This is a genomic window from Oceanobacillus sp. FSL K6-0127, from assembly GCF_037983385.1.
Lineage (GTDB): Bacteria > Bacillota > Bacilli > Bacillales > Amphibacillaceae > Oceanobacillus > Oceanobacillus profundus.
In genome coordinates this window covers 1,707,096-1,731,310 of record NZ_CP150287.1, presented here as the reverse complement: position 1 = coordinate 1,731,310, position 24,215 = coordinate 1,707,096, and the positions used below count along the sequence as shown (strand labels likewise).

The following is a 24,215-nucleotide window of genomic DNA, read 5'->3' as shown; positions in this document are numbered from 1 at the left end:
AAATATTGATGTCGTTGTTACTCTTATTTAGTTTTCAAGGTACAAGCTTCCACAGGATGTGGTGACTTCTGTGTTCGTCACAGGACGTGACGGGTTTTAACAGAAGATCCTTCAATCCTTTGAGAGATCTTTTTTACTCTCTCAAAACTGAACCAAACAACACAGTATGCCCTTCCTACCCGAAGGTAGGGTTCCGTAATAATCCTTAGAAAGGAGGTGATCCAGCCGCACCTTCCGATACGGCTACCTTGTTACGACTTCACCCCAATCATTAGTCCCACCTTCGGCGGCTGGCTCCAAAAGGTTACCTCACCGACTTCGGGTGTTACCAACTCTCGTGGTGTGACGGGCGGTGTGTACAAGGCCCGGGAACGTATTCACCGCGGCATGCTGATCCGCGATTACTAGCGATTCCGGCTTCATGTAGGCGAGTTGCAGCCTACAATCCGAACTGAGAATGGTTTTATGGGATTGGCTTGACCTCACGGGTTCGCTTCCCTTTGTTCCATCCATTGTAGCACGTGTGTAGCCCAGGTCATAAGGGGCATGATGATTTGACGTCATCCCCACCTTCCTCCGGTTTGTCACCGGCAGTCACCTTAGAGTGCCCAACTGAATGCTGGCAACTAAGATCAAGGGTTGCGCTCGTTGCGGGACTTAACCCAACATCTCACGACACGAGCTGACGACAACCATGCACCACCTGTCACTCTGTCCCCGAAGGGAAAACTCTATCTCTAGAGGTATCAGAGGATGTCAAGACCTGGTAAGGTTCTTCGCGTTGCTTCGAATTAAACCACATGCTCCACCGCTTGTGCGGGCCCCCGTCAATTCTTTTGAGTTTCAGCCTTGCGGCCGTACTCCCCAGGCGGAGTGCTTAATGCGTTAACTTCAGCACTAAGGGGCGGAAACCCCCTAACACCTAGCACTCATCGTTTACGGCGTGGACTACCAGGGTATCTAATCCTGTTCGCTACCCACGCTTTCGCTCCTCAGCGTCAGTTACAGACCAGAGAGTCGCCTTCGCCACTGGTGTTCCTCCACATCTCTACGCATTTCACCGCTACACGTGGAATTCCACTCTCCTCTTCTGTACTCAAGTCCTCCAGTTTCCAATGACCCTCCACGGTTAAGCCGTGGGCTTTCACATCAGACTTAAAAGACCGCCTGCGAGCGCTTTACGCCCAATAATTCCGGACAACGCTTGCCACCTACGTATTACCGCGGCTGCTGGCACGTAGTTAGCCGTGGCTTTCTGGTTAGGTACCGTCAAGGTTGGGTCAGTTACTACCCAACTTGTTCTTCCCTAACAACAGAGTTTTACGATCCGAAAACCTTCATCACTCACGCGGCGTTGCTCCGTCAGACTTTCGTCCATTGCGGAAGATTCCCTACTGCTGCCTCCCGTAGGAGTCTGGGCCGTGTCTCAGTCCCAGTGTGGCCGATCACCCTCTCAGGTCGGCTACGCATCGTCGCCTTGGTGAGCCGTTACCTCACCAACTAGCTAATGCGCCGCGGGCCCATCTGTAAGTGACAGCCGAAACCGTCTTTTATCTTCTCACCATGAGATGAAAAGTGTTATCCGGTATTAGCTCACGTTTCCGCGAGTTATCCCGATCTTACAGGCAGGTTGCCCACGTGTTACTCACCCGTCCGCCGCTCATTCCATAAACATCACCCCGGAGGGTTCTGTTTATTTCCTGCGCTCGACTTGCATGTATTAGGCACGCCGCCAGCGTTCGTCCTGAGCCAAGATCAAACTCTCCATAAAAGTTTGTAATACTTAGCTTTTGTAGAAGCTGACTTCTACTTGTTTCAAAAAGAAAAACGAGTTTCCTTTTTCTTGACATACTGGTTGTTTTGTTCAGTTTTCAAAGAGCAAATTTGTTTGTCGCGTTGTTTAGCAGCGACTTTTCTAATATACCATAACTATTAACGTTGTGTCAACAATTAATTTTAAATTTTTGTCGCTAATCTTTAGTGGATTTTTGCGACGGATTTAACTTTATCACGGCTCTATATTAAAGTCAACGGTTATTTTACAAAAAAATATCTGTTACTTAACAATTGTTTCAAGAAAGGGACGGATTATTAGGTTCTACGCTATTTACCGCCCACTCTTATTACATATGCAAATTAATTATTATGTGTTACTTCATCGGTTAAAATATATTTTCTTTGATATACAGCATGTCCTTTTGTCTGCTCGAGAACAACGTTAATTATATTTTTCTCAACAAGGTAAGAAAGGATCGCACTTAAGTCTAATCTATATGGTTGGATCATAACATGACTTTTTATCTCAGCATATGACCAAGCACTCTCCTTTGTTTTCATAATATCTAACAAATGCTTAGCTGATATCATGGCACGATTATGTATCACGAAGTCCATACCTATTATCATTAATTCAATTCGTTTATATACTGCTTCATTACTCTCAATGAAAACTTCATATAATTTATATACCTCGGAATCAATTTTCTTTACTTGGCTCCAAACAGTTACTTCGGGATAATAGCCTTTTTCTATTACAGCCAATCTTGCTAAATAGTGAAGGGAATTAAGTATTTTACTATGTGCATCATTAAATTCCCCTGTTTCATAAAGAGCCTTAGCTTCACTATAGCTTTTAACTAATTTGCCGAAATCAATCATTTTCCTTAAATCTCGTTTCTCTTTAGGGAAATCTCGTAGTTGTTCCTTTAACCGAGCAATGTATTCATTTCTATCAAATACGGGTTTCCCCAGAATAATCCATTCAACTGCTCTTCGATAGCCACTTGTATCAATCCATTCCACCAAAACATCCATACGGACAATATGCAGCGCCGCTGTTTTTCCTTCTATTTCATAATGCTTCACATACCAGTTTTGCTCATATTCATCCACGATAATAAGTAGAATAACATCGAATCCGTCGGTAACTGGACTGTCATGTTGAATCTTCTCTATTAATAATATCCCCAATGTATTGGGATTACTTGCATGTTCTTGATATATAGGTCTCAGCGAATTTTCCATTCTACGGTTTCCTCCATTTTCGATTTCTATTTAGAGTAATTCGTTACATTTGATTGAAAAACCTTTTTCATAATTAATTTTTTTAGTTTTTATGCTATACTACAGTTGTAAAATAAGGGGGAAAAACATGGCACAACAATTGGTATATTCAAGTAAAATAAATAAGATTCGTACGTTCGCGCTGATTCTAGTTTTTGCAGGTATTCTGTTAATGTACGCAGGTATTCTCACTAAAAATATTGAGTGGTTAATGGTTATATTTTTTATATTAGGATTACTGATGGTTGTTTTCAGTTGTGTTGTCTATGTCTGGATAGGAACTCTATCCCTTAAGGCGGTACCTGTTGTATGTCCAAGCTGTGACAAGCCAACCAAGATGTTAGGTCGTGTTGATGCTTGTATGCATTGCAAACAACCATTGACCATGGATAAGAACCTAGAAGGTGAAGCATTCGATGAAAAATATAATAAACGTAGCTATGCAAAATCACAAAAGAAACGTTAAATTACTGCACGCACTAAATCCGTCGAAATCGACGGATTTTTTTACCGACAGACAACATTGCATATCAACGATCTAACGAAGGGAAAGATATTTCAATGGAACCCCTATTGCATTTTGATTTTATAAGTGAAACGAGAAAAAATAGTCCCTTTCTTTTTAAAGATCCGATCAAAATTTTTTCCACTACTAAAATAGACGAAGTGATTCCTTTATTAAATGAAATTGAAGCAGAAACGAGCAAAGGCTACTATGCAGCAGGATATCTTTCCTATGAAGCTGCTCCTGCATTTGAAAAAGCTTTAAAAGTTCATTCTAACCCAGTCATGCCACTTCTTTGGTTCGGAATTTATGAGAAGCCGGAGAAGAAGCGACTTCAATCCGTTCAAGAATTTCATACTTCCGAATGGAAAGCTCAAACTACTTTATTCGATTATAACAATTGTATCGGGCAAATTAAAAATTACATTAAAAAGGGCATTACCTATCAAGTTAACTATACCATTCGTATGCTGGCCCAGTTTTCCGGCGATTCTGTTGCATACTACAATCAACTAGCCAATGCTCAAGCAGCAGATTACAGTGCCTATTTAAACATTGGTGATTTTACAATCGTTTCTGCTTCACCCGAATTATTCTTTCACTTAAAAGAAGGTAAGCTTACTACTAAGCCGATGAAAGGAACGATTGAGAGAGGAACTACTTCAGAAGAGGACCAGTCAAATGCAAATTGGCTTTATCATTCGAAGAAAAACCGCGCTGAAAATGTGATGATTGTCGATCTGCTGCGAAATGATTTAGGAATGATAGCAAAGCCAAACAGTGTAAAGGTACCGAAGCTATATTCCATCGAGGAATACCCAACAGTCTATCAGATGACTTCCACAGTAACTGCAGAGATTTCAAAAGAAAAAACAATTGCCGATATATTCACCGCGTTATTTCCTTGTGGCTCCATTACAGGAGCACCTAAAATAAGTACAATGAATATAATTAATCGGCTTGAACCTACTCCACGAGAAGTGTATTGTGGAACGATTGGTTACATAACTCCTGACAAGGAGGCTATTTTTAACGTACCAATACGAACAGTAATGATCGATAATCATAGTGGTGATGCAACGTACGGAATTGGCGGCGGGATTACTTGGGATTCAAATGATCAGGATGAATACAAGGAAGCACTAACAAAAGCAAAAGTATTAGCCGTCTCGCCGATGCAATTTCAATTATTAGAAACAATTGGGCTTGAAGACGGAGTCTATTTCATTTCACAAAATCACTTAAACCGATTGAATAAGAGTGCTTCTTATTTTAACTATCATGTAGACATAGCAAGCGCAAAAGAGAAACTTCAGGATTTTGCAATTGCCCACCAACACGGAAAATGGAAGGTCCGACTACTTTCCGATCGTGATGGGCAAATTACAATAGAAGGAAAGGAAATAACTGAACTTACCGATTCTGTTCCAGTCAAGCTAGCTCATCATGCAGTAGATAAGGAAAACCCTTTTCTGCATTATAAAACAACGAACAGAAACATTTATGAAAAAGTGAAACAACGACACCCTGAAGTATTCGACGTTCTAATGTGGAATCAGGAGGATGAAATTACAGAATTTACGACAGGTAATATTGTAGTAGAGATAGATGGCAAATTATATACACCACCATTAAGTTCAGGCTTACTTGCTGGCACGTACAGAGAAGTATTACTTAATGAGAGAATTATTTTAGAAAGAAAGTTACTAGTTGGGGAACTCAGTAGTATATCTAAAATGTGGCTCATTAATAGTGTAAGAAAATGGATGCTTGTTCATCTATTATAATGATAAATAATATTAGAGCCATAATAAAAGCCAATTGTAAGTTAATCTTACAATTGGCTTTTAGCAATTAGTGTTTTTGTGTTAGCATTCCTTGACAACCAGGGCACTTCCCGTAAACTTCAAGTCGATGATGACTTACTTCAAATCCAGTTACCTGTTCAGCTAGGGATTCTACTTCATCTAATGATGGATAATGAAAATCAACAATTTTTCCACACGCTTCGCAAATAATATGATAATGATCAGAAGTATTGCAGTCAAACCTGCTTGATGAATCTCCGTAGGTTAATTCACGAACTAACCCTACTTCTCTAAGCACACGGAGGTTATTATAAACAGTTGCCACACTCATGTTAGGGAATTTCCCTTCCAACGCTTTATATATATCATCTGCTGTTGGATGAACCATCGTGTTAAGCAAGTACTCTAGAACTGCGTGCCGCTGTGGTGTGATACGGACGCCTGATTCTTTTAATGTATCAATTGCTTTCCGTAGCCGCTTTTCAGACACCGCCAAACACCTCACTTTCAAATTAATAATATATTCAATTAACAACGTTATTAGATTGTAATCTTTATAATTAGTGTAACTGCTTACCTAGTGTTCTGTCAATATTAGAGGTTGTTCAAAAAAGTCCGGTAAAAATGACACATCGAGAGCAGTAGACCTTCGACTAAGTACCGACACGTCCTGTGTCGAACGTCGAATTCACCACATCCTGTGGAAGCCCGGTACGGGGAGCTTACGCCGCCTCGAACTTCGACGCAAAGGACGTGCTAGTGTCGGCGTCGCAAAAGGACGTTGCGATCTTAGACGACCTTGGTCCTTCTTATCCTCCTTTTCGAACACATACCATAAGTATATTATACAAATTGAATTAAATATCTACCTTTAACGGTAATTCATCGCCACCTAGCTTCTTATTAACATATCTAGCTGCAACAAATAGAAAATCGGATAATCGATTTAAATAGGATAATACAAGATCATTTTTCAATTCATCACCTAGACCAACCACGATACGTTCTGCTCTTCTAACAACCGTTCTCGCAGTATGCAAGGCGCTTGAAGCACTATGACCAGACGGAAGGATAAAGTTTCTCAGTGGATCTAATTGACCATCCCAATTGTCAATTTGGTCCTCCATCTCTTGAATATGTTCCTGCTTTAATTTCCAGTTTACCTCTTTATCAGCTGGCGTAGAAAGCTCAGCCCCTACATGAAATAGAATCGTCTGTACACGATACATCTGCTCTAAGAACTGCTCTTTCTCATTCCAGTCTTCCTGATTGAGAAAACTTAGCGCAAGACCAATTATAGAATTTGCTTCATCACATGTTCCATATGCCTCTACACGTAAATGATTTTTTGGTACACGTTCGCCATAAACTAATGACGTTTGTCCTTTATCACCAGAACGCGTATAAATTCGCATTGCTAATACCCCCTAGATAAATCGATTTTATTCGTATAATCGCCCGCACCAGTTATATACTGGTCAAGATTTTTTGTAAAAATCTCTAATGCCCGTGTTACATAATCTGGTGAAAGACCTGATATATGAGGGGTGATTGTAATGTTATCCTCTGACCAAAATGGATGGTCTTTCGGTAATGGCTCTTGCTCCGTTACATCCAAAATCGCGTGAGCAATTTCATTTTCTTGTACAGCTTTAAGAATCACTTCACTGCTAACTGCGTCACCTCGTCCCATATTTAAAAACACGCCATGATTTGGCATTGCATTAAAATGATTATCCGTAAAAAATCCGCTTGTCTCTTTTGTTCTCGGTAGTACTGATACAAGGAAATCTGCTTCAGCTAACACATGCTTAAGCTTATCATTTGTAACATTTTCATCAAAATACGCTACATTTTTTCCACTTCTGGATACACCAATCGTTTTCATTTGAAAAGCTTTTGCAAGACGAGCAACCTCTTGACCGATTGCGCCAGTTCCAGCAATAACAATTGTACTTCCAGTTATTTCTTTTACTTTTACAGATTTGTCCCATCGATGGGCCTTTTCATTTTGCATCAATATTTTTTCCTGGCGATAAACTTGTAATAACATTGATATAGCATATTCAGCCATTTGTATCTTATGAATACCTCTTGCATTCGTTACGATAATTTCTTTTTCCTTAATGAGTTCAACAGGTAATTCATCTACTCCAGCCGATAGAACCATAATCCATTTAAGGCTGGCTGCACGTTGAATAACCTGCACATTAACATCACTACCATACGTGACAAGAACCTCAGCCTCAGCTAAATATTTCTTCGTCATCTCATCACTTTCGGAGAATAAAAAATGTTGATTGGAATAGTCCTGTTTTAACTTTTCTTGATGCTTGCCTGATATTTTTGCTGAAAATAAAATCATTACGAAAGCCCTCCCCCTAAAACCCCTTTCTTCTATACTAATTGTTTTTTCAAAAACTGAAAACAATAAAGCAAAACAGCCCAAAATTGGACTGCTTCCTTCGTACGCTTTATGATAGATTTTCTTTTATAAATTCTAACGCTTCTTCTACATGCCCTTTGACTCTTACTTTTCGAAATTCCTTTTGGAGTTTTCCTTCTTTATCAATGATGAACGTAGAGCGTTCGATTCCGTAATATTCTTTTCCGAAGTTCTTCTTCAATTTCCACACATCAAACATCTCTGCAATTTTATGGTCTTCATCAGCTAACAATAAAAATGGCAGCTCATGTTTATTAATGAACTTCTGATGGCTTTCAGCCGGGTCTGGACTAATACCAATAATTACGGCGTCTAATTCCGCAAAGCTCTCATGCTGATCGCGAAAATCACAAGCCTCTGTCGTGCATCCTGGTGTCATATCCTTAGGATAAAAGTATAAAACCACATGCTTACCCTTGAAATCAGATAGATGCACCTGCTCGCCAGATTGACTTGGCAACGTGAAATCCTCTACTTTTTTTCCAATCTCTATTGTCATGAAAATTTCCCTCCAACTTAAAACATTCTATTGCAACTATATCATATCAAGCTGATAGATTCATATATCCCTGCTTCTATCTCGAGATTGAAGCACTCTAACCACAAATGCAGCCGGTAAAATATATCCGATCAATGCTTGTGTTAAAGCAATGAATCTCCCAATTCCAACTGGAGTAATATCTCCATATCCAACCGAAAGTAATGTAACGCCACTGAAATAAACGGAATGGATAATAGATCCTATAATACTTACCTGCCGCAGCTCCCCGTTTTCTACGAGAACAATTCCTTCAATAGATAAAATGAAATAAATCATGCCATAGCCAAACATAAGAATGATATAAATAATGAGTAATGCCATAAATATCTCTATCGAAAACCGACTCTCCTTCATTTCCAGAACTTGAGCAAAGCTTTTCCCATGGAAAAAGTCAAAGAAGCTTTTTATCACGATAAGGCATATCCCAATCATAACTAGCCAAGGTATAACCATTCAGGACCCCTCATTTATAATTGTTATATGATATATGTATGCTTCATACTGAAAAAGCTTGTCTTAGAAAAAACGAAAATGTGAAATTTGACGTTCGCTACTTCGTAATCATTCTGTATTCCATTTTATGTTATATTAGTTAATGTCAGTACGGAGAAATCAAGGGAGGATTTCAGAAATGAATTTCACAAAATCAGAAGAGCTTCACACAGAAGCTTTGGAACATATTGTTGGAGGAGTTAATTCACCTTCTCGTGCATTTAAAGCGGTAGGCGGTGGCTCGCCTGTATATATGGAACGTGGGCAAGGTCCTTATTTTTGGGATGTTGACGGAAATAAGTACATAGATTATTTAGCAGCTTATGGCCCAATTATTACTGGTCATGCACACCCACATATTGCTAAAGCTATTGCACACGCTGCGACTACTGGTGTCTTGTATGGTACACCGACAAAATTAGAAAATCAATTTGCTAAAATGTTAAAGGAAGCAATTCCTTCTCTGGAAAAGGTTCGTTTCAACAATTCAGGAACCGAAGCAGTTATGACTACAATCCGTGTAGCTCGCGCTTATACAGGTAGAACAAAAATTATTAAATTTGCGGGCTGTTATCATGGACACTTTGATGCGGTACTCGTACAAGCTGGCTCAGGACCATCTACACTTGGCACTCCAGATTCAGCAGGAGTTCCTAAATCAACTGCTGCCGACGTCATTACCGTTCCCTTTAATGATTTAGATGCTTATAAGGAAGCACTAGATAAATGGGGAGATCAAATTGCTGCTGTATTAGTTGAGCCAATTGTAGGGAACTTCGGAATTGTCGAACCACATGAAGGCTTTTTACAAGCTGTTAATGATTTAACACACGAAGCAGGAGCACTTGTTATTTATGATGAAGTGATTACTGCCTTTCGTTTCACCTATGGAAGTGCACAGCAGCTATATGGAGTAGAACCTGATATGACAGCAATGGGTAAAATCATTGGTGGAGGACTTCCTATTGGGGCCTACGGTGGTCGTAAAGATATTATGGAACAAGTTGCACCACTTGGACCTGCATATCAAGCTGGAACGATGGCTGGTAATCCTGCATCAATGGCTTCTGGTATTGCGTGCTTAGAAGTTTTGAAACAGGATGGCGTATACGAAAAATTAGATCAGCTTGGAGAAATGCTGGAAAATGGTATTTTAGAACAAGCTGAAAAATATGGTGTGCCTATTACAGTCAATCGTTTGCGTGGAGCACTGACAGTATACTTTGGTGAAGAAAAGATTACGAATTATGAACAAGCTGAAGCTACAGATGGAGATGCGTTTGCAACCTTCTTTAAACTAATGCTGAACCAGGGAATTAACCTAGCACCATCAAAATATGAAGCATGGTTCTTAACAACAGAGCATAAGGAATCTGATATTGCTCAAACAATAGACGCTGTTAGTCACGCCTTTAGTGTCATGACAGGTAAGTAAAAACACTGTAGTTTGTCCCAAATTCTTTTTAAGATAACAAAACAGATAGGAAAGTTAAGCTTTCCTATCTGTTTCTTTATTTGGACTTGCTTCCTTCATCCAAATTCTGAATTTGATACAACTGATGGTAGTCCCCTTGTTTTTCCATCAATTCTTGGTGAGACCCGACTTCTGTAATTTCGCCGTTTTCAATCACAACAATTCTATCGGCATGCGTGATCGTTGCAAGGCGATGTGCAACAATAAAGGTTGTACGATCTGCTGCTAATTTTTCCATTGTTTCCTGGATTAAATGTTCGCTCTCCAAGTCTAACGCGGAGGTTGCTTCATCAAAAATTAAAATCGGTGGATTTTTGAGAAATACGCGCGCAATGGCAACCCGCTGCTTTTGTCCACCTGATAATTTTACACCGCGTTCTCCTACTAACGTGTCATATCCATTTGGCAGGTTCGTAATAAAGTCATGCGCATTTGCAGCCTTTGCAGCAGCAATTACTTCTTCGTCCGTTGCGTCCGGATTTCCCATTCGAATATTCATAGCGATGGATTCACTAAAAAGAATATTGTCTTGTAAAACCATTCCAATGTTATTCCGAAGTGCTCTTGCTTTCATATCACGAATGTCCATCCCATCGACTTTAATCGAACCATCCGTAACATCATAAAATCTTGGGATCAAACTAATTAAGGTAGACTTCCCGCCACCACTCATCCCGACAAAAGCAATCGTTTCACCTTCCTCGACATGCAAATTGATGTTTTTCAACACCTTTAGCTCCGCTTCGTCATATTGGAAGGAAACATTTTCAAAATCGACAGCGCCATTAACTCTTCCAGGATCAATCGCATTTTCCTTATCGACAATGTCATATTTCTCATTCATAAATTCAAAAACACGATCAATCGAAGCGACTGCTTGAACCAATGTCGTTGATGAATTAATTAACCTCCGAAGTGGACTGTATACGCGTTCCAAATAGCCAACAAAAGCGACCATTGTTCCCATCGTTACATTACCTATAATGACTTGATAGCCCGCAAAAGCAATGACTAGAAGCGGAGCAAGATCAGTAATCGTATTTGTTACAGCGAATGTTTTGGCATTCCAGTTTGTATGAACAAGCGCTTTATCAAGAAAATTCCCATTGCGCTCTACAAATTGTGTTTGTTCATAGTCTTCTAACGCAAAGCTTCTCGTAACAGGTACACCTTGAACACGCTCATGTAAATGTCCTTGAACTTCCGCTAACGCCTGGGATCTGTCCCTTGTCAATTTCCTGAGTCTCCCATAAAAGTATTTAATCGCAAACCCAAAGAATGGGAACAATATAATCGAAACAATGGTTAATCCAATATCCATTGATAGCATAATACCTATTGCAATGAGTATCGTTATTAAATCTAACCAAACGTTCATTAGACCTGTAATGACAAAATTCTTCGTCTGTTCGACATCATTTATTACCCGGGAAATAATTTCGCCAGTTTTTGTCTGAGAATAGAATTTCAAACTTAGCTTCTGGATATGATCAAAAAGTCTATCCCGAATATCATATAAGACTTTATTGCCTACCCACTGTCCAAGGTATTGACGAATGTATTCAACTGGTGGCCGTAATAATAAAAATACTACAAAGGCAATTCCCATTACCCATAGCAATTTACTTATTTTGTCAGCATCACTCATGTTTTCTGCAACGATGATATCATCAATTACATACTTTAAAATTAATGGCATTAATAATGGGATACCAAATTTAATAATACCGATGACTATTGTCCAAAGTATTTTCCACTTATACGGGGCAACAAATTTCATGTATTGCTTTACACTGCTCATATTATCATTCCCAATCTTTTTAATTCATCTTTTGCTTAGAAAAAATTTGCACTCGTTAATGGGATTCTTAGAATGCCTTCTTTACTTGCTTAGAATCCCTTACCTTATACTTTGAAGTGCAAACCTTCAGCGAATGACTTAGTTGCACTTATAGTCCAATAGAAAATCCTTGTTACAAATAAGGTAACAAGGACAAGTCCCTTTGTATTTCATGTATATTTCTTACTCACCGATAGGTTAAGTATCGTTCATACCAACCATCAATAAAATCTGGTGCAAAGGGACCTTTTCGTTGACGTACCCACCGCAATAAATATTCTATATTATTATGAAGAATTCGATCTAGAACAACTGGATAATTCATCTTTTGGCGATGGTCTTCATATTCATCCTCATCCAAAAGATCATATGTCATATCTGGATATACTTTCACATCCAAATCATAATCGATATATTTCAATGCCTCATCATCGTATACAAATGGAGAACTGATATTACAATAGTAGTGAATACCATCGTCTCTCAGCATACCGATGATATTAAACCAATGCTTCGCATGAAAATAACATATTGCTGGTTCTCTTGTGACCCAGGTGCGACCATCACTTTCCGTAACTTGTGTTCGGTCATTCGCCCCAATTACAATAGTTTCTGTAGCTTTTAATACCGTACTGTTCTCCCAGATCCGATGAAGCTGTCCATTATGTTTATAGCTCTGTATCTGCATTTTTGAACCTGCTCCCGGAGTAACCATCCTATCTTCCTTTCCCCGCTCTTCCGCCATCAATTATCATTCATTATAATGCTAACCAAATTAAATATAAAGTATTATGAATCCTAAATGGAAAGCTCGGGCAAATTTTATGTGTTATTAGTTAGGGATAAGATGAATTCAATGAAAAAGAGCTTCCTAATTAATAGGAAACTCTTCTTCACTGTCATACACAAATATTTACTTCTTTTTTGCTTGTGACTGTTGATTTTGTTGCTTTACTTGCTGAGCATCTGTCTCAGAAGCAAATTCAGTACCGAATTGACCTTGACCTTGAGCAGCCTGTTGATTCTGCTGTTTTACATGCTGAACATTTGTTCCAGCAGCAGTTTTGTTAGGTTTTTTAGCCATCAGTATCACCTCCAACAATGATTAATTTAACCACATAACAAATTGTTATCCATTAAATTTGTAAATTTTTCATGAAAAAACTACCAGCGGATAATAATCTGGATTTGGCGCAATTTATGAATGCATTTCACTTCATTATTGGAGGTAGCCGCAATGCAAACACCAAGAGATTTCACTGAACTATCTATGATAAGCAAAACAAGGTGGCAGGATGAAGAATTACAATTTTTTCAGCATGCACTTTCACAAATTTTACCTTACATTAATGCAGAGGGCTTAACAATCCTGCATGAAATTAATAAAGAAATTTACAACCGGGCAGATTAGAAAACTTGACATTCGTTGGTACGCATTTAGACGAATATCTTAGTTGCACTTATGCAGAGAGGAAAGTTTTACCTTCACTCTCTGCATAACAGGACTTCCAATATACATAAGGAAGTCTTAAGGATTTATAAATATTTCATCATTTTTTGATGCGAAACAGGGAATGGGTACTTCCCAATAGCTTCTTTATCAATAAATATTACTCGCTCATCATCTGTTTCTGCTTGCAGTGTATATGCTTCAAATATCTCGAGTTGCCAGATAATATGGGAGAATACATGCTTCAATTTTCCTTTTCGTTCACCAAGCTGAATACGTATTCCATACTCACTATAAACCCAGGTTTCAAGATGCTCCATTCCGATCTCTTCAATCGGTACCATTGGGAACTGCCAGAGATTTGCTAATAATCCATTTTCTCCGCGTTTTTCAATAACGTATTCGTCTTTGTCATTTTTTATTAACAATGCAACATACGCAATCGGTTTTTGTTTCTTTGCTTTTGTTTTTATCGGTAACTCTTCTTGAATGCCTTCTGAAAAAGCAAGACAATGATCTTGTACCGGACAAAATAAGCAAGTTGGGGATTTCGGTGTACAAATTGTGGCACCTAGATCCATAATTGCCTGATTAAAGGATGAGGGATCCTCTGTTGAAATTACTTGCCGAACATAATCCTCAAACAGTTTCTTTGTTCGTGGCATCGCGATATCCGCTTCAATTTTCAATAGACGTGAAAATACTCGCATGACATTTCCATCAACCGCTGGTTCAGGTTGATTATACGCGATAGAAAGGATAGCTCCTGTCGTATATGGACCAACCCCTTTTAATCCTCCAAGTTCCTTACGATTCGAGGGAACTACTCCTCCGTACTCAGAAACGACTTCACGAACTGCGTTTTGAAGGTTGCGCGCACGGGAATAGTAACCTAAGCCCTCCCATGCTTTCAATACTTCCTGCTGGTCTGCTTTCGCAAGCTCGTAAACCGTTGGATATTTCTCCATAAAACGATTAAAATATGGAATAACGGTATCGACCTTTGTTTGTTGCAGCATAATTTCAGAAACCCAAATTTTATATGGATCACGTTCTCTGCGCCATGGAAGATCCCGTTTACTTACGTTGTACCAGTGCAGCAAATCTGCTTGAAATTGATCAATGTTAAAATGTTGTAATATATTATTAGTCATCAAGGCACTTCCTTTTATGTTACAATATGTTAGGTAGTATTATCTTCAAATTTGTATTCAAGGCTATCCTAAGGAGGACCTTATTATATGGATACTGGCACACATATAGTTATGGGGATTGCACTGGGCGGTTTAGCTACACTTGACCCTGTAGTGCAAAGTGATCCTACACTATTTCATGCAGTATTAGTCGGGACAGTGGTTGGTTCACATGCCCCTGATTTTGACACAGTTTTTAAACTAAAAAATAATGCAACCTATATACGCCATCATCGTGGTGCATCACATTCTTTACCTGCAATCATTCTTTGGGGACTATTGGTGTCCAGTGTTATCTATATGTTCGTACCACAGGTTAGCTATTTGCATCTATGGCTATGGACATTTTTGGCAGTGATTATCCATGTGTTTGTTGATCTATTTAATGCATATGGAACACAGGCTTTTAGGCCTTTTTCAAGTAAATGGATTGCGAAGGGCTTTATTAATACCTTTGATCCATATATTTTCTTCTTAAATGTTGCTGGTATCTGTGCTTGGGCGCTAGGAGCTAATCCTGGTTATACATGGATTACCATTTATACTGTGATTGTATTATATTACATTAAACGGTATATGGACAAAAGAGAGATTGTAAAAAAAATCCATGAATATTATCCAGATACGGTAGAAGTTGCCACATCTCCTACGATGAAACAAAATTATTGGCGTGTAGCAATTACAACGAAAGATAAATTTTATGTAGGCACTGTTGAAAATCGGCATATTGAAATTGTGGATGAATTCTGGAAGGTTCCCTTACCTGAAACTCCAATTATCGAAGTAGCGAAAACAGATAAGAATATCGAAGCCTTTCTAAACTTCTCTCCTGTTTACCGGTGGGAAATTAATTACTTCGATTCTTTTACAGAAGTTCGCTTCATCGATTTACGTTACCGCTCTAAAACGTATTACCCCTTTGTAGCGGTCGTAAAAATTGACGAGAATATGGAAATAATCAGTTCCTATACAGGATGGATCTTCTCAGAACACAAACTGCAAAGTAAACTATATGTCGGCGATCCAACTACGTAAAGGAAAACTTCCTTCGCTGGGGTTGATTTCTTTTTCCCGCTGAATGTTAACTAACAGCACAAGGGGGCCCCACGGACCCTTGAACAGAATCGCAGAAAAAACAGCAGGCACTTACCTGCTGTTTTTTTCTATTTTGTTACCTTTTTACCTAACAACGAAATAGGCAATGCTTCTATCTGCTCGTACATTTCTTCAAGTAAATTTATTCGGTATCCCCATGCAAATACACCATTTATATAACTAATTTTAAATGTAAATCCAGGCTCCATTTTTAATTGATATACTTCATTCGCCTGAAAATCTTCCGGATTCATCGTATATGCAAGCGCAACTTGCATTTTACGCTCATTAATCTGCACCTCTGAAATATTTCCTAATTGTTCTGCTTTCTGTGCTTTTTCTTTTAAAACACCAATTTCCCTATGTAGCTGTTCGATCGAATAATCGCTATATCGATAATTCATCCTTCTCTCCCCTTCCCATTCTATCTTACCAATTGTGTGGACGAATGGGAACACATTCAGATAGCTAAACACCCATGATTGATTTAATTTACAGAATTGCAGCTATGACTACTGGTAATCCTGCTTCTTTCCATCCAAAAATTGGTTGATTAATTCGAAGGAAAAACCTTTCCGGTACAAGGATTCTGTCATTTTTTGCCTTAATGCAAATCCCTCATGCTTCGATTGATATTTACGTAAAAGCTTTTCCCCCTGAAACACGAGTGCATCCCATTCCTCTGACTGATCTTTCCCTTCTTCCATACTTGCTAGTGCTTTTGTGATTGCATCCTGTGTAAAACCTTTTTGAATGAGATTTGCTTGCAATTGCTGAATTTTTTTACGAAACGCTTCTTTTTTTCCAGTATTTAGCTTTTTCTGGATATGCTTTTTTATTTTCTCAAGCTGGATGTCCAGCGGATAATTTTCTAATGCAAGCTCGGCCTGCTGCGCCAAAACTCCTTTATCAATCAATTCCTTTTTGATTAAAACAGGACCTTTTGTTGTCGTATTGATTCGTGATTGGACAAAAAAGTGAGCAAATTGCTGATCATCAATTAACTTCTCGTTTATTAATCGCTTCATAATTTGTTCGATATGCTCTGGATCTACTTCTTTTTTTACTAAGTAATCCCTAATTTCTTTTTTTGTACGCATTCGATAGCTTAAAAAGTGAATAACCTGGGTATATGACTTATGAACTGTATCGTTTTCAACAAGCGTAGCTATCATTTCGCCATCAAGTTCCATACCCTTACGAAGTCGATATTCAATTAATATCGCTTCATCTACACTAAACCCATATTCTTCACCTTGCTTCGTATTTAAAAAGATATTGAACCGATTTTTATGTTTCTTTTGAGTTGTTATCTTCGTTATTTTTCGCACGTATTCCACCTCTTCCTCTTATCATAACAGAATAATAAGGGGGAAGGAAAAGACTTGAGAGTTCGTTTTGAACAACCTCTAAAATTTGTTTAACAAAACACTTAGATTTTTATCGGAAGCGTATATACTAAACATATAACACAAAATTTGATTAGGAGGATGGATATGAATTTTTTAATTAGCGGTGGAACCGGATTTGTCGGAAAACACCTTTGCCAAGCACTGCAAAAGAAAGGACATCATACGTATATACTTACAAGGTCCCCTCTCGATCATATGAACACGAAGGCCACTACTTACATAGATTATAATTATCCGGTGGATAATTTACCGCCTATTGAAGGTGTTATCAACCTAGCAGGAGAATCTCTCTTTGGTTACTGGTCACAAAAGAAGAAAGATCAAATTAAGAACAGTAGGTTAGAAACGACAAATGTATTAATACAATTAATGAAACAGATGAAAATAAAGCCGAATGTATTCATTAGTGGATCGGCAGTTGGCTATTATGGCATTTCTGAAGATCTTATTTTTACGGAAGCTACTGCAAAATCTGGAAAAGATTTCTTAGCTGAAGTGGTTGTAGAATGGGAGCAGATTGCCAAACAAGCAGAAACTCTTGGAATTCGTACAGTTTACACGAGATTTGGCGTGATTCTTGGTAAAGAAGGATCGCTGCCATTAATGAGTCTTCCAGTAAAATTATTTGCTGGAGGGAAAATTGGAAATGGTGAACAATGGATGTCATGGATTCACATAGAAGATGTTGTTCGATTGATTGATTATTGTCTCTTTAATAAGTCAATGGAAGGGGCAGTCAATACAACAGCGCCTCATCCATTGCGAAACAAGGATTTCATGCGTACGTTAGCAAAAGTATTAAAGCGACCACACTGGACCACAACTCCTTCCACACTAATACATGCTGCGATTGGAGAAATGGGGCAACTAATTACGAAGGGTCAATATGTGTTACCACAAAAAGCATTGGATCATGGGTTTGAGTTTAAGTATCCAGAGTTAGTAAAAGCCTTGAAAGAACTGAAGAAATCATAGTTAATTTTTCTGAACAAAATTTTTACAAAAAAAGTATTTGCTTTTTAAGAAAAAGGTTGTAAAATAACCTTATCAAATTGAGTTTAAAAAGAGGTCAAAAAGGTCCTGGATTGGTTATGCTACAATGCCTTACTGCCTCTATTAAAATACGAAAGAGATGAATAAAATCGTAATACAACACTGAATTAAATAGGGAAGGCAAATGGTGCGCCACCAGCATTGACTGGTTCTAGTGGGTTCGATTCCCACCCCGAATTTTTGTTGAACGCGAAAATAAAAATTCGAGGGTGGGCTACTTACTGGATTTCCTTTTGGAAAGTCAGCAAGTATACCCACCTGGAATGAGGAGGGTATTTTTTATGTTGAAAATACGTGATTTGCATGAGGTGCCAGTACTTTTTGAACTGATGTCACATCCAGATGTATTTCCCTATGTTAGACATAAAGCAGAAACAAGCGATGAATTTTATTTCCTTACGAAGATGACAATCGAAGCCGAAGAAAACGGCGAGCTCATTTCTCGTACCATTGTCGACGAATATTTACAGCCAATCGGCACAATCAATTTATTTGATATTCAGGATAATCACGGGTTTTTAGCAACATGGATTGGCCAGCCCTACTTCGGAAAAGGTTATAATAAACAAGCAAAAGAGCAATTCTTTGATTTATTATTCTTCACCTATAATATTGAAGGTATTTTTATGAAGGTAAGAAAGACAAATATACGTTCCATGAAGGCAGTTTTAAAATTACCCTACGTTGCTTTAGCTAATGAAATTTATTCTGATGTTTACAATCAAATTAATCCGGAAGAAGACATATATGATTTATTCGTCATTACAAAAGATCATTATGTGTCTTATCAACAATTCAGATCGATGGAAACAGAATCTACAGATGAAGAAGTTTCCTAAGGAAGCATATTTTGATTCATTTTGGGCATCCTAGTAGTAAAGTGAGGGATGTCCATGCCAAGGTTAAGACCAGGTCAAAGTGAGAAGTTTCTCAATAAAACACAAGAAGTTCTGTACCAAAAGGAATTCAAGCATGCAGACCGTATTTACAAACAGTTGTCACAAAGAGGAAACCGAAGCTGACTGCTTTGGTTTCCTTTTTGTTCAAAAGGGTTACGAAGCTTAGTGCAATTTAATATTTTATTGCTTCTGTATCCATCGCAATCCATTTTTTTAACTTATTAACCGCCTCTTTTTTTGCTTCCTTTTTTCTTCTGCCAAAGCCATAACCGCAGATAATATCTGTTGAAACTAATTCAGCTACCGCCTGCCAAATTTGTTCTTGCTTTATATTCCAAGCATATAGAATGACTGTATTGTTTTCTTCTTCCAGTATTTCTATAGTATCTACCGGGAATATTGCTTGTATTAGCTTTATTTTCGTTTTACTCGTTATCATTGGATGATACAAAATCATGCAGCCTAAATTCATGATTATCCCCCCCTTTGTTCTCCTTTGGAACATTTTACTATATGTTACATTACCGAACAAGGAATCCATCTCTTATCTCACGTAACCGTGATAGGATTAAAGTTAGCTTAAAAGTAAAGAACGGAATCCTAATCTATAATGCAGAGTGTGATAAAAATGAGTCTTGAACAAATTGCATATAATATTAAATTTTTTCGTGATCAGCATAACTGGACACAACAAGAGCTAGCAGATAAATTAATGATATCTCGTTCTGTCGTTACAAAATGGGAAAACTCGACAGCTACTCCCGATATAGCTTCATTAATAAAGCTCAGTAATGTATTCGATGTATCACTTGATCATTTAACAGGGAATTATTCGTTTCGTAATGACTTATTAAAAGACTTTAAACGAATATATAGTTCAAAAGACAAACCCTTTGATGATGAGATTGTTGAACTAATGGAATACATCATGATACACCCCATGTTTAAAGAACAAATATATAAGCTAAAGAAGTTACCAATTAAAAAGCAACTATCTGTGCAACAGCTATTCAGTAATTTAATCGATCAGTATGAAAAGCTTTAAAAGAGACTAGAATTTGAATTCAGTCTCTTTTTTATTGCACTTTTTTAGTTATATCTGTTATACTACTTATATAACAGATATAACTATTAGAGAAAGGGTGCTAATTGAATGTGTTTATAAACTTAAATTTAGAATCCAGTGAACCGATTTACATTCAGCTACAGCAGCAAATTATTGAAGGAATAGCTAAAAAACAGCTTCAACCTGGAGATGCGTTACCTTCTGTTCGATCATTAGCAGCAGATATTGGCATCAACCTGCATACAGTTAATAAGGCTTACCAGCAATTGAAACAAGACGGGTTTATTTTGATTCACCGACAAAAAGGTGTCGTTATTCATCCGGATGGGGTTCCACAGGCAGATGAGGAATATAGACAAGAGCTAAAAGCTAAGCTCCGTCCCCTTATAGCCGATTCCATATGTCGAGGGTTAAGCGAGGTTGAGTTTAGTCATTTAAGTAAAGAACTGTTTCAATTATTCAATGAAGAGGAAGGTGAAAAGAATTGAATGGTTTTCTTATTATTATATTTCTGCTTATTCTAATTCCGGTATTTATTTCTACTATGTTTATCCCTTTCTGGACGCGTAAAACAGAAAGCTTTGGGGTAACAATTCCAGAAGAAATTTACCAAAGCGTAGAATTAAAGCAAATGCGAAAACGATATATGCGAATTACTGGGATAAGTGGATTCATTGTAACGGCAATATTTTTATCCATAGGTGCTTCCATTAAATTGGACGAAAATATGTTTAGTTTATTATTCAGCGTCCTAATCTTTGGATATCTTATTAGCTCTTTTATCATTTATTTAACCTTTCATCGTGAAATGAAATCGCTGAAGAAAAGGAAACAATGGGGTATAGAAAAATCACAGCAGGTTTTTGTTAGCATCCAATTCCGCTCCCAAAAGCTTAATCATTCCAATTTATGGTTTCTTCTTTCTTTTATAGCAATAATCGGGTTGATCGTCCTGACATTACAATCGTATCACCAAATTCCAGATAGAATCCCACTACAATATAATTTTGCCGGAGAGGTTACGAACTGGGCAGAAAAATCATATAGTTCTGTTCTTATCTTACCGATTATGCAATTATATTTAACCCTGCTTTTTGTCTTTATCAATACCATGATTGCAAAAGCAAAACAACAAATTAATGCGGACACACCTGAGGAATCAATGCGGAAGAATGTTATTTTTAGGAGGAGATGGTCTGCTTACATTATTATTACTGGGATTGCATTAACACTGTTATTCTCGCTTATTCAATTGTCTCTCATCTATCCAATAAATCAGCAGTTGTTAATTATTATTCCGCTTGCTTTCAGTATCGCGTTGACATTAGGAGCTATCATACTTTCGGTTACAACTGGGCAAGGTGGCAGCCGCATAAAAAATAATTCAAATGCTTCAACCGATGGCGCAATAATGAATCGGGATGATGATGCACATTGGAAGCTTGGGATATTTTATTTTAATCGGGAAGACCCTTCACTTTTTCTTGAAAAACGATTTGGTGTCGGCTGGACAATCAATTTGGCACGGCCGCTCGCTTGGATTATTTTCTTAGGCATTATTGGGCTGGCAGTTATTATCCCTTATTTGCTTGGAGCTTAATGTAACTATCGGAGGTGAATTAATGCAAGCAATTATTGAATCTATTAATTGGAGTATCGTTGCTCCTTTTATCGTCATTCAAGGTATTTTAATGATTGTTGCTATTCTTGACTGGGCAAAAGCGGATGATTTTCGCGGTGCGAGATGGCTTTGGTTTTTTATTATCGTTATTTTAAACACAATTGGCCCAATTATTTACTTTATTTTCGGAAGGAGACGGTGATCGATGACCTTGCTAACCGTTAACAATCTAGCAAAAACTTACGATGGAAAGACTGCAGTTAACAATATAAGCTTTGAATTTGAGTATGAAAAGTGTATTGCACTCATCGGACCAAATGGCGCAGGTAAAACAACAATTCTCCGCACACTTGCGGGGCTTCTAAAGCCTTCAGAAGGGACCATTCGCATTTCTGATGTGGCAAGTAACGATGATGTTCGAAAATATATTGGCTATCTGCCCCAATATCCTGTATTCCATCCATGGATGACAGGTATGGAATTTTTAGTTTATAGCGGACAACTCGCTTTTCTTTCAAAAAAGGAGGCAAAAAGTCGTGCAGAGGTACTACTTGAGAAAGTAGGTATTGCCGATGCAAGGAACATGCGAATTGGGAAATATTCTGGTGGAATGAAGCAGCGCCTTGGAATTGCTCAAGCAATTATTCATAAACCAAAGCTACTAATACTGGATGAACCCGTTTCATCACTTGATCCAATTGGTCGTCGAGAGGTTCTTACATTAATGGAAGAATTAAAGAAAGAGATGTCTATTCTTTTCTCTACCCATATTTTAACTGATGCAGATGAAGTAAGTGATGCGTTATTACTTTTACATCAGGGAAATATTGTAGAATCTGGGTCGATGGCAATGTTACGGCAAAAATACCAGACCTCAACGATTGCGTTAGAATTCGAGAGTGATTTGCCTAGTTATCAAGCCAAAGTAAATGCTCTAGAAAGTGTTTCAGGTAGTCACGTGGAACGAAACGTTCTCCAAGTTAATGCAACAGATATTGCGATCGCACGACAGGAGATTCTTGCTACTGCTGCAAAAGAAAACTGGGAGCTCGTAAACTTTAAACTTAACCGCGCTTCACTTGAGGATATGTTTATGAAAGTGGTGAATAGCTGATGCAATGGATGACACTTTTTAACAAGGAAATGATGGAAAACTGGCGTAATAAAAAATGGATTTGGGTACCATTAGTATTGATTTTACTTGCCATTTTAGATCCGATTTCTAATTATTATTTACCGCAAATTATTGAAGTGGTTGGTGGTTTACCAGATGGAGCGATTATTAATCTCCCTGAATTTGCACCAGCTGACGTTGTGATGATGAGTTTAAGTCAGTTAAGCAGCCTAGGTGTGTTAGTGATTGTACTGATGGCAATGGGAACAATTGCGAGTGAGCGAAAAAGCGGTGTTTCTGAATTAATACTTGTGAAGCCTGTCTCCTATCGAAACTATATTACCGCTAAATGGGCAGCATTGCTTGCTCTTGTTTGGGCTGCACTGTTCGTTGGCTTACTTGCAAGCTGGTATTATACGAATATTTTATATGGTGATCTTTCTTTTAAAAGTTTTTTGCTTATTTTTATTTTCTATGGACTGTGGCTTACTTTTGTTATTTCAATCGTCATTTTTTACAATACATTAGTAAAAACTCCTGGCCTTGTCGCATTTCTATCTATTTTGACGATAATGGGAATGAGCATTGTGACACAAATATTCGGGCACATTCTTGAATGGAGCCCAAATAATTTATCAAGCTATATCTATGAAATGGTAATCGCTGGTGAAGTTTCATCTGATCTTGCAGCTACCTCGGCGATTACGATTGCGTTCTCCCTCATCTTGCTAATTGCTTCGATATTTACGTTTAAGGCGAAGGAATTGGCTGGTTAATTGCTGCAGAGGTGTACGGAAGTGCCATTGGATTGATCGATGGGTGGGTTTTCAACGGATGGTGCTTTTAATTTTGAGGATGGTGCTAGTTTCATTCGGGATAGTGGTTTATTCTGTGGAATGGTGTCTTAATTGAGCGGAGTAGTGCTTTATTCTACGTTATGGTGCTTTATTTGAGCGGAGTGGTGCTTTATTCTACGTTATGGTGCTTTATTTGAGCGGAGTAGTGCTTTATTCTACGTTATGGTGCTTTAATTGAGCGGAGTAGCGCTTTATTCTACGTTATGGTGCTTTAATTGAGCGGAGTAGTGCTTTATTTGATTGATATGCACGATGGTACTATTGGTTTGACAGTAGCAATTTATTC

27 protein-coding genes and 1 rRNA gene are annotated in these 24,215 nt (G+C 38.1%); 14 read left to right on the top strand and 14 right to left on the bottom strand.

Annotated elements, in window-relative coordinates; genetic code table 11:
• Positions 1-209 precede the first annotated feature (209 nt).
• Together MHH64_RS08670 and MHH64_RS08665 are read right to left on the bottom strand one after the other, a co-directional pair.
• Positions 210-1,771, bottom strand: a 16S ribosomal RNA gene (locus MHH64_RS08670).
• 365 nt (positions 1,772-2,136) lie between these two features.
• Positions 2,137-3,024, bottom strand: a complete 888-nt coding sequence (locus MHH64_RS08665) for a nucleotidyltransferase-like protein (protein ID WP_340003075.1) — start codon at positions 3,022-3,024, stop codon at positions 2,137-2,139.
• Positions 3,025-3,151: 127 nt separating this feature from the next.
• On the opposite strand from MHH64_RS08665, the gene MHH64_RS08660 reads away from it, so the two are divergent.
• Both MHH64_RS08660 and pabB read left to right on the top strand, forming a co-directional pair.
• A complete protein-coding gene (locus tag MHH64_RS08660) occupies positions 3,152-3,529 on the top strand; it encodes a YgzB family protein (protein WP_303447609.1) in 378 nt (125 codons plus the stop codon).
• Positions 3,530-3,624: 95 nt separating this feature from the next.
• On the top strand, positions 3,625-5,355 hold the full coding sequence (pabB, locus tag MHH64_RS08655) for an aminodeoxychorismate synthase component I (protein WP_340003074.1): 1,731 nt from the start codon (positions 3,625-3,627) through the stop codon (positions 5,353-5,355).
• Between the two features lie 67 nt (positions 5,356-5,422).
• On the opposite strand, the gene perR is transcribed toward pabB, so the two are convergent.
• The 5 genes from perR to MHH64_RS08630 form a co-directional block, all read right to left on the bottom strand.
• Entirely contained in the window at positions 5,423-5,866 is a 444-nt protein-coding gene (gene perR / locus MHH64_RS08650) for a peroxide-responsive transcriptional repressor PerR (protein ID WP_095313614.1), read from the bottom strand.
• Positions 5,867-6,233: 367 nt separating this feature from the next.
• The gene (locus MHH64_RS08645) at positions 6,234-6,791 is read right to left on the bottom strand and encodes a cob(I)yrinic acid a,c-diamide adenosyltransferase (RefSeq protein WP_340003073.1); all 558 of its coding nucleotides are present in this window, start codon (positions 6,789-6,791) and stop codon (positions 6,234-6,236) included.
• A 2-nt stretch (positions 6,792-6,793) separates the two neighbouring features.
• Positions 6,794-7,741, bottom strand: a complete 948-nt coding sequence (locus MHH64_RS08640; protein WP_303447612.1) for a D-2-hydroxyacid dehydrogenase — start codon at positions 7,739-7,741, stop codon at positions 6,794-6,796.
• A 109-nt stretch (positions 7,742-7,850) separates the two neighbouring features.
• A complete protein-coding gene (gene bcp / locus MHH64_RS08635; RefSeq protein ID WP_251661643.1) occupies positions 7,851-8,321 on the bottom strand; it encodes a thioredoxin-dependent thiol peroxidase in 471 nt (156 codons plus the stop codon).
• 60 nt (positions 8,322-8,381) lie between these two features.
• On the bottom strand, positions 8,382-8,816 hold the full coding sequence (locus tag MHH64_RS08630; protein WP_095313621.1) for an ion channel: 435 nt from the start codon (positions 8,814-8,816) through the stop codon (positions 8,382-8,384).
• Between the two features lie 178 nt (positions 8,817-8,994).
• On the opposite strand from MHH64_RS08630, the gene MHH64_RS08625 reads away from it, so the two are divergent.
• Positions 8,995-10,290, top strand: coding sequence for a glutamate-1-semialdehyde 2,1-aminomutase (locus MHH64_RS08625; protein ID WP_095313623.1), 1,296 nt, complete (start codon positions 8,995-8,997; stop codon positions 10,288-10,290).
• Positions 10,291-10,366: 76 nt separating this feature from the next.
• Here the strand turns inward: MHH64_RS08625 and MHH64_RS08620 are convergent, their stop codons facing one another.
• The 3 genes from MHH64_RS08620 to MHH64_RS08610 form a co-directional block, all read right to left on the bottom strand.
• Positions 10,367-12,130 carry an ABC transporter ATP-binding protein gene (locus MHH64_RS08620; RefSeq protein WP_095313625.1) on the bottom strand — a complete coding sequence of 588 codons (1,764 nt, stop codon included), beginning with the start codon at positions 12,128-12,130 and terminating at the stop codon, positions 10,367-10,369.
• A gap of 226 nt (positions 12,131-12,356) precedes the next feature.
• Positions 12,357-12,884 (bottom strand): DUF402 domain-containing protein, encoded by a 528-nt coding sequence (locus tag MHH64_RS08615; RefSeq protein ID WP_095313627.1) that lies wholly within the window; start codon positions 12,882-12,884, stop codon positions 12,357-12,359.
• A gap of 198 nt (positions 12,885-13,082) precedes the next feature.
• Positions 13,083-13,253: a gamma-type small acid-soluble spore protein gene (locus tag MHH64_RS08610; protein WP_095313629.1), complete on the bottom strand. Its 171-nt coding sequence runs from the start codon at positions 13,251-13,253 to the stop codon at positions 13,083-13,085.
• A 153-nt stretch (positions 13,254-13,406) separates the two neighbouring features.
• Here MHH64_RS08610 and MHH64_RS08605 point away from each other — a divergent pair, with 153 nt between their 5' ends.
• Complete coding sequence (locus MHH64_RS08605) at positions 13,407-13,580, top strand: hypothetical protein (RefSeq protein WP_168927301.1); 174 nt, start codon at positions 13,407-13,409, stop codon at positions 13,578-13,580.
• 125 nt (positions 13,581-13,705) lie between these two features.
• On the opposite strand, the gene mutY is transcribed toward MHH64_RS08605, so the two are convergent.
• Positions 13,706-14,773: an A/G-specific adenine glycosylase gene (gene mutY / locus MHH64_RS08600; protein WP_095313631.1), complete on the bottom strand. Its 1,068-nt coding sequence runs from the start codon at positions 14,771-14,773 to the stop codon at positions 13,706-13,708.
• 87 nt (positions 14,774-14,860) lie between these two features.
• Between mutY and MHH64_RS08595 the strand changes: the two genes are divergently transcribed.
• Complete coding sequence (locus MHH64_RS08595; RefSeq protein WP_095313633.1) at positions 14,861-15,847, top strand: metal-dependent hydrolase; 987 nt, start codon at positions 14,861-14,863, stop codon at positions 15,845-15,847.
• A gap of 128 nt (positions 15,848-15,975) precedes the next feature.
• On the opposite strand, the gene MHH64_RS08590 is transcribed toward MHH64_RS08595, so the two are convergent.
• Both MHH64_RS08590 and recX read right to left on the bottom strand, forming a co-directional pair.
• Positions 15,976-16,311, bottom strand: a complete 336-nt coding sequence (locus tag MHH64_RS08590) for a YfhH family protein (RefSeq protein WP_095313634.1) — start codon at positions 16,309-16,311, stop codon at positions 15,976-15,978.
• A 108-nt stretch (positions 16,312-16,419) separates the two neighbouring features.
• The gene (recX, locus tag MHH64_RS08585; RefSeq protein WP_118890398.1) at positions 16,420-17,238 is read right to left on the bottom strand and encodes a recombination regulator RecX; all 819 of its coding nucleotides are present in this window, start codon (positions 17,236-17,238) and stop codon (positions 16,420-16,422) included.
• 165 nt (positions 17,239-17,403) lie between these two features.
• Between recX and MHH64_RS08580 the strand changes: the two genes are divergently transcribed.
• The 3 genes from MHH64_RS08580 to MHH64_RS08570 all read left to right on the top strand — a co-directional run bounded on the left by MHH64_RS08580 (position 17,404) and on the right by MHH64_RS08570 (position 19,394).
• Positions 17,404-18,294 carry a TIGR01777 family oxidoreductase gene (locus MHH64_RS08580; RefSeq protein WP_340003072.1) on the top strand — a complete coding sequence of 297 codons (891 nt, stop codon included), beginning with the start codon at positions 17,404-17,406 and terminating at the stop codon, positions 18,292-18,294.
• 359 nt (positions 18,295-18,653) lie between these two features.
• Entirely contained in the window at positions 18,654-19,211 is a 558-nt protein-coding gene (locus tag MHH64_RS08575; RefSeq protein WP_095313640.1) for a GNAT family N-acetyltransferase, read from the top strand.
• A gap of 48 nt (positions 19,212-19,259) precedes the next feature.
• The gene (locus tag MHH64_RS08570; RefSeq protein ID WP_338045041.1) at positions 19,260-19,394 is read left to right on the top strand and encodes a YfhE family protein; all 135 of its coding nucleotides are present in this window, start codon (positions 19,260-19,262) and stop codon (positions 19,392-19,394) included.
• Positions 19,395-19,443: 49 nt separating this feature from the next.
• Here MHH64_RS08570 and MHH64_RS08565 read toward each other — a convergent pair whose 3' ends face one another.
• A complete protein-coding gene (locus MHH64_RS08565; RefSeq protein WP_118890396.1) occupies positions 19,444-19,743 on the bottom strand; it encodes a hypothetical protein in 300 nt (99 codons plus the stop codon).
• A 156-nt stretch (positions 19,744-19,899) separates the two neighbouring features.
• Here MHH64_RS08565 and MHH64_RS08560 point away from each other — a divergent pair, with 156 nt between their 5' ends.
• The 6 genes from MHH64_RS08560 (at position 19,900) to MHH64_RS08535 (ending at position 23,848) form a co-directional block, all read left to right on the top strand.
• Complete coding sequence (locus tag MHH64_RS08560; RefSeq protein WP_158586312.1) at positions 19,900-20,316, top strand: helix-turn-helix transcriptional regulator; 417 nt, start codon at positions 19,900-19,902, stop codon at positions 20,314-20,316.
• A gap of 110 nt (positions 20,317-20,426) precedes the next feature.
• The gene (locus MHH64_RS08555) at positions 20,427-20,825 is read left to right on the top strand and encodes a GntR family transcriptional regulator (protein ID WP_340003071.1); all 399 of its coding nucleotides are present in this window, start codon (positions 20,427-20,429) and stop codon (positions 20,823-20,825) included.
• Entirely contained in the window at positions 20,822-21,937 is a 1,116-nt protein-coding gene (locus MHH64_RS08550) for a DUF5808 domain-containing protein (protein WP_340003070.1), read from the top strand. The genes MHH64_RS08555 and MHH64_RS08550 overlap by 4 nt, the downstream gene beginning before the upstream one ends.
• Before the next feature lie 22 nt (positions 21,938-21,959).
• A complete protein-coding gene (locus MHH64_RS08545) occupies positions 21,960-22,160 on the top strand; it encodes a PLD nuclease N-terminal domain-containing protein (RefSeq protein ID WP_095313649.1) in 201 nt (66 codons plus the stop codon).
• 3 nt (positions 22,161-22,163) lie between these two features.
• Complete coding sequence (locus MHH64_RS08540; protein WP_251661631.1) at positions 22,164-23,072, top strand: ABC transporter ATP-binding protein; 909 nt, start codon at positions 22,164-22,166, stop codon at positions 23,070-23,072.
• Positions 23,072-23,848, top strand: a complete 777-nt coding sequence (locus tag MHH64_RS08535) for an ABC transporter permease subunit (RefSeq protein ID WP_095313652.1) — start codon at positions 23,072-23,074, stop codon at positions 23,846-23,848. The genes MHH64_RS08540 and MHH64_RS08535 overlap by 1 nt, the downstream gene beginning before the upstream one ends.
• The last annotated feature ends 367 nt before the right edge of the window (positions 23,849-24,215 follow it).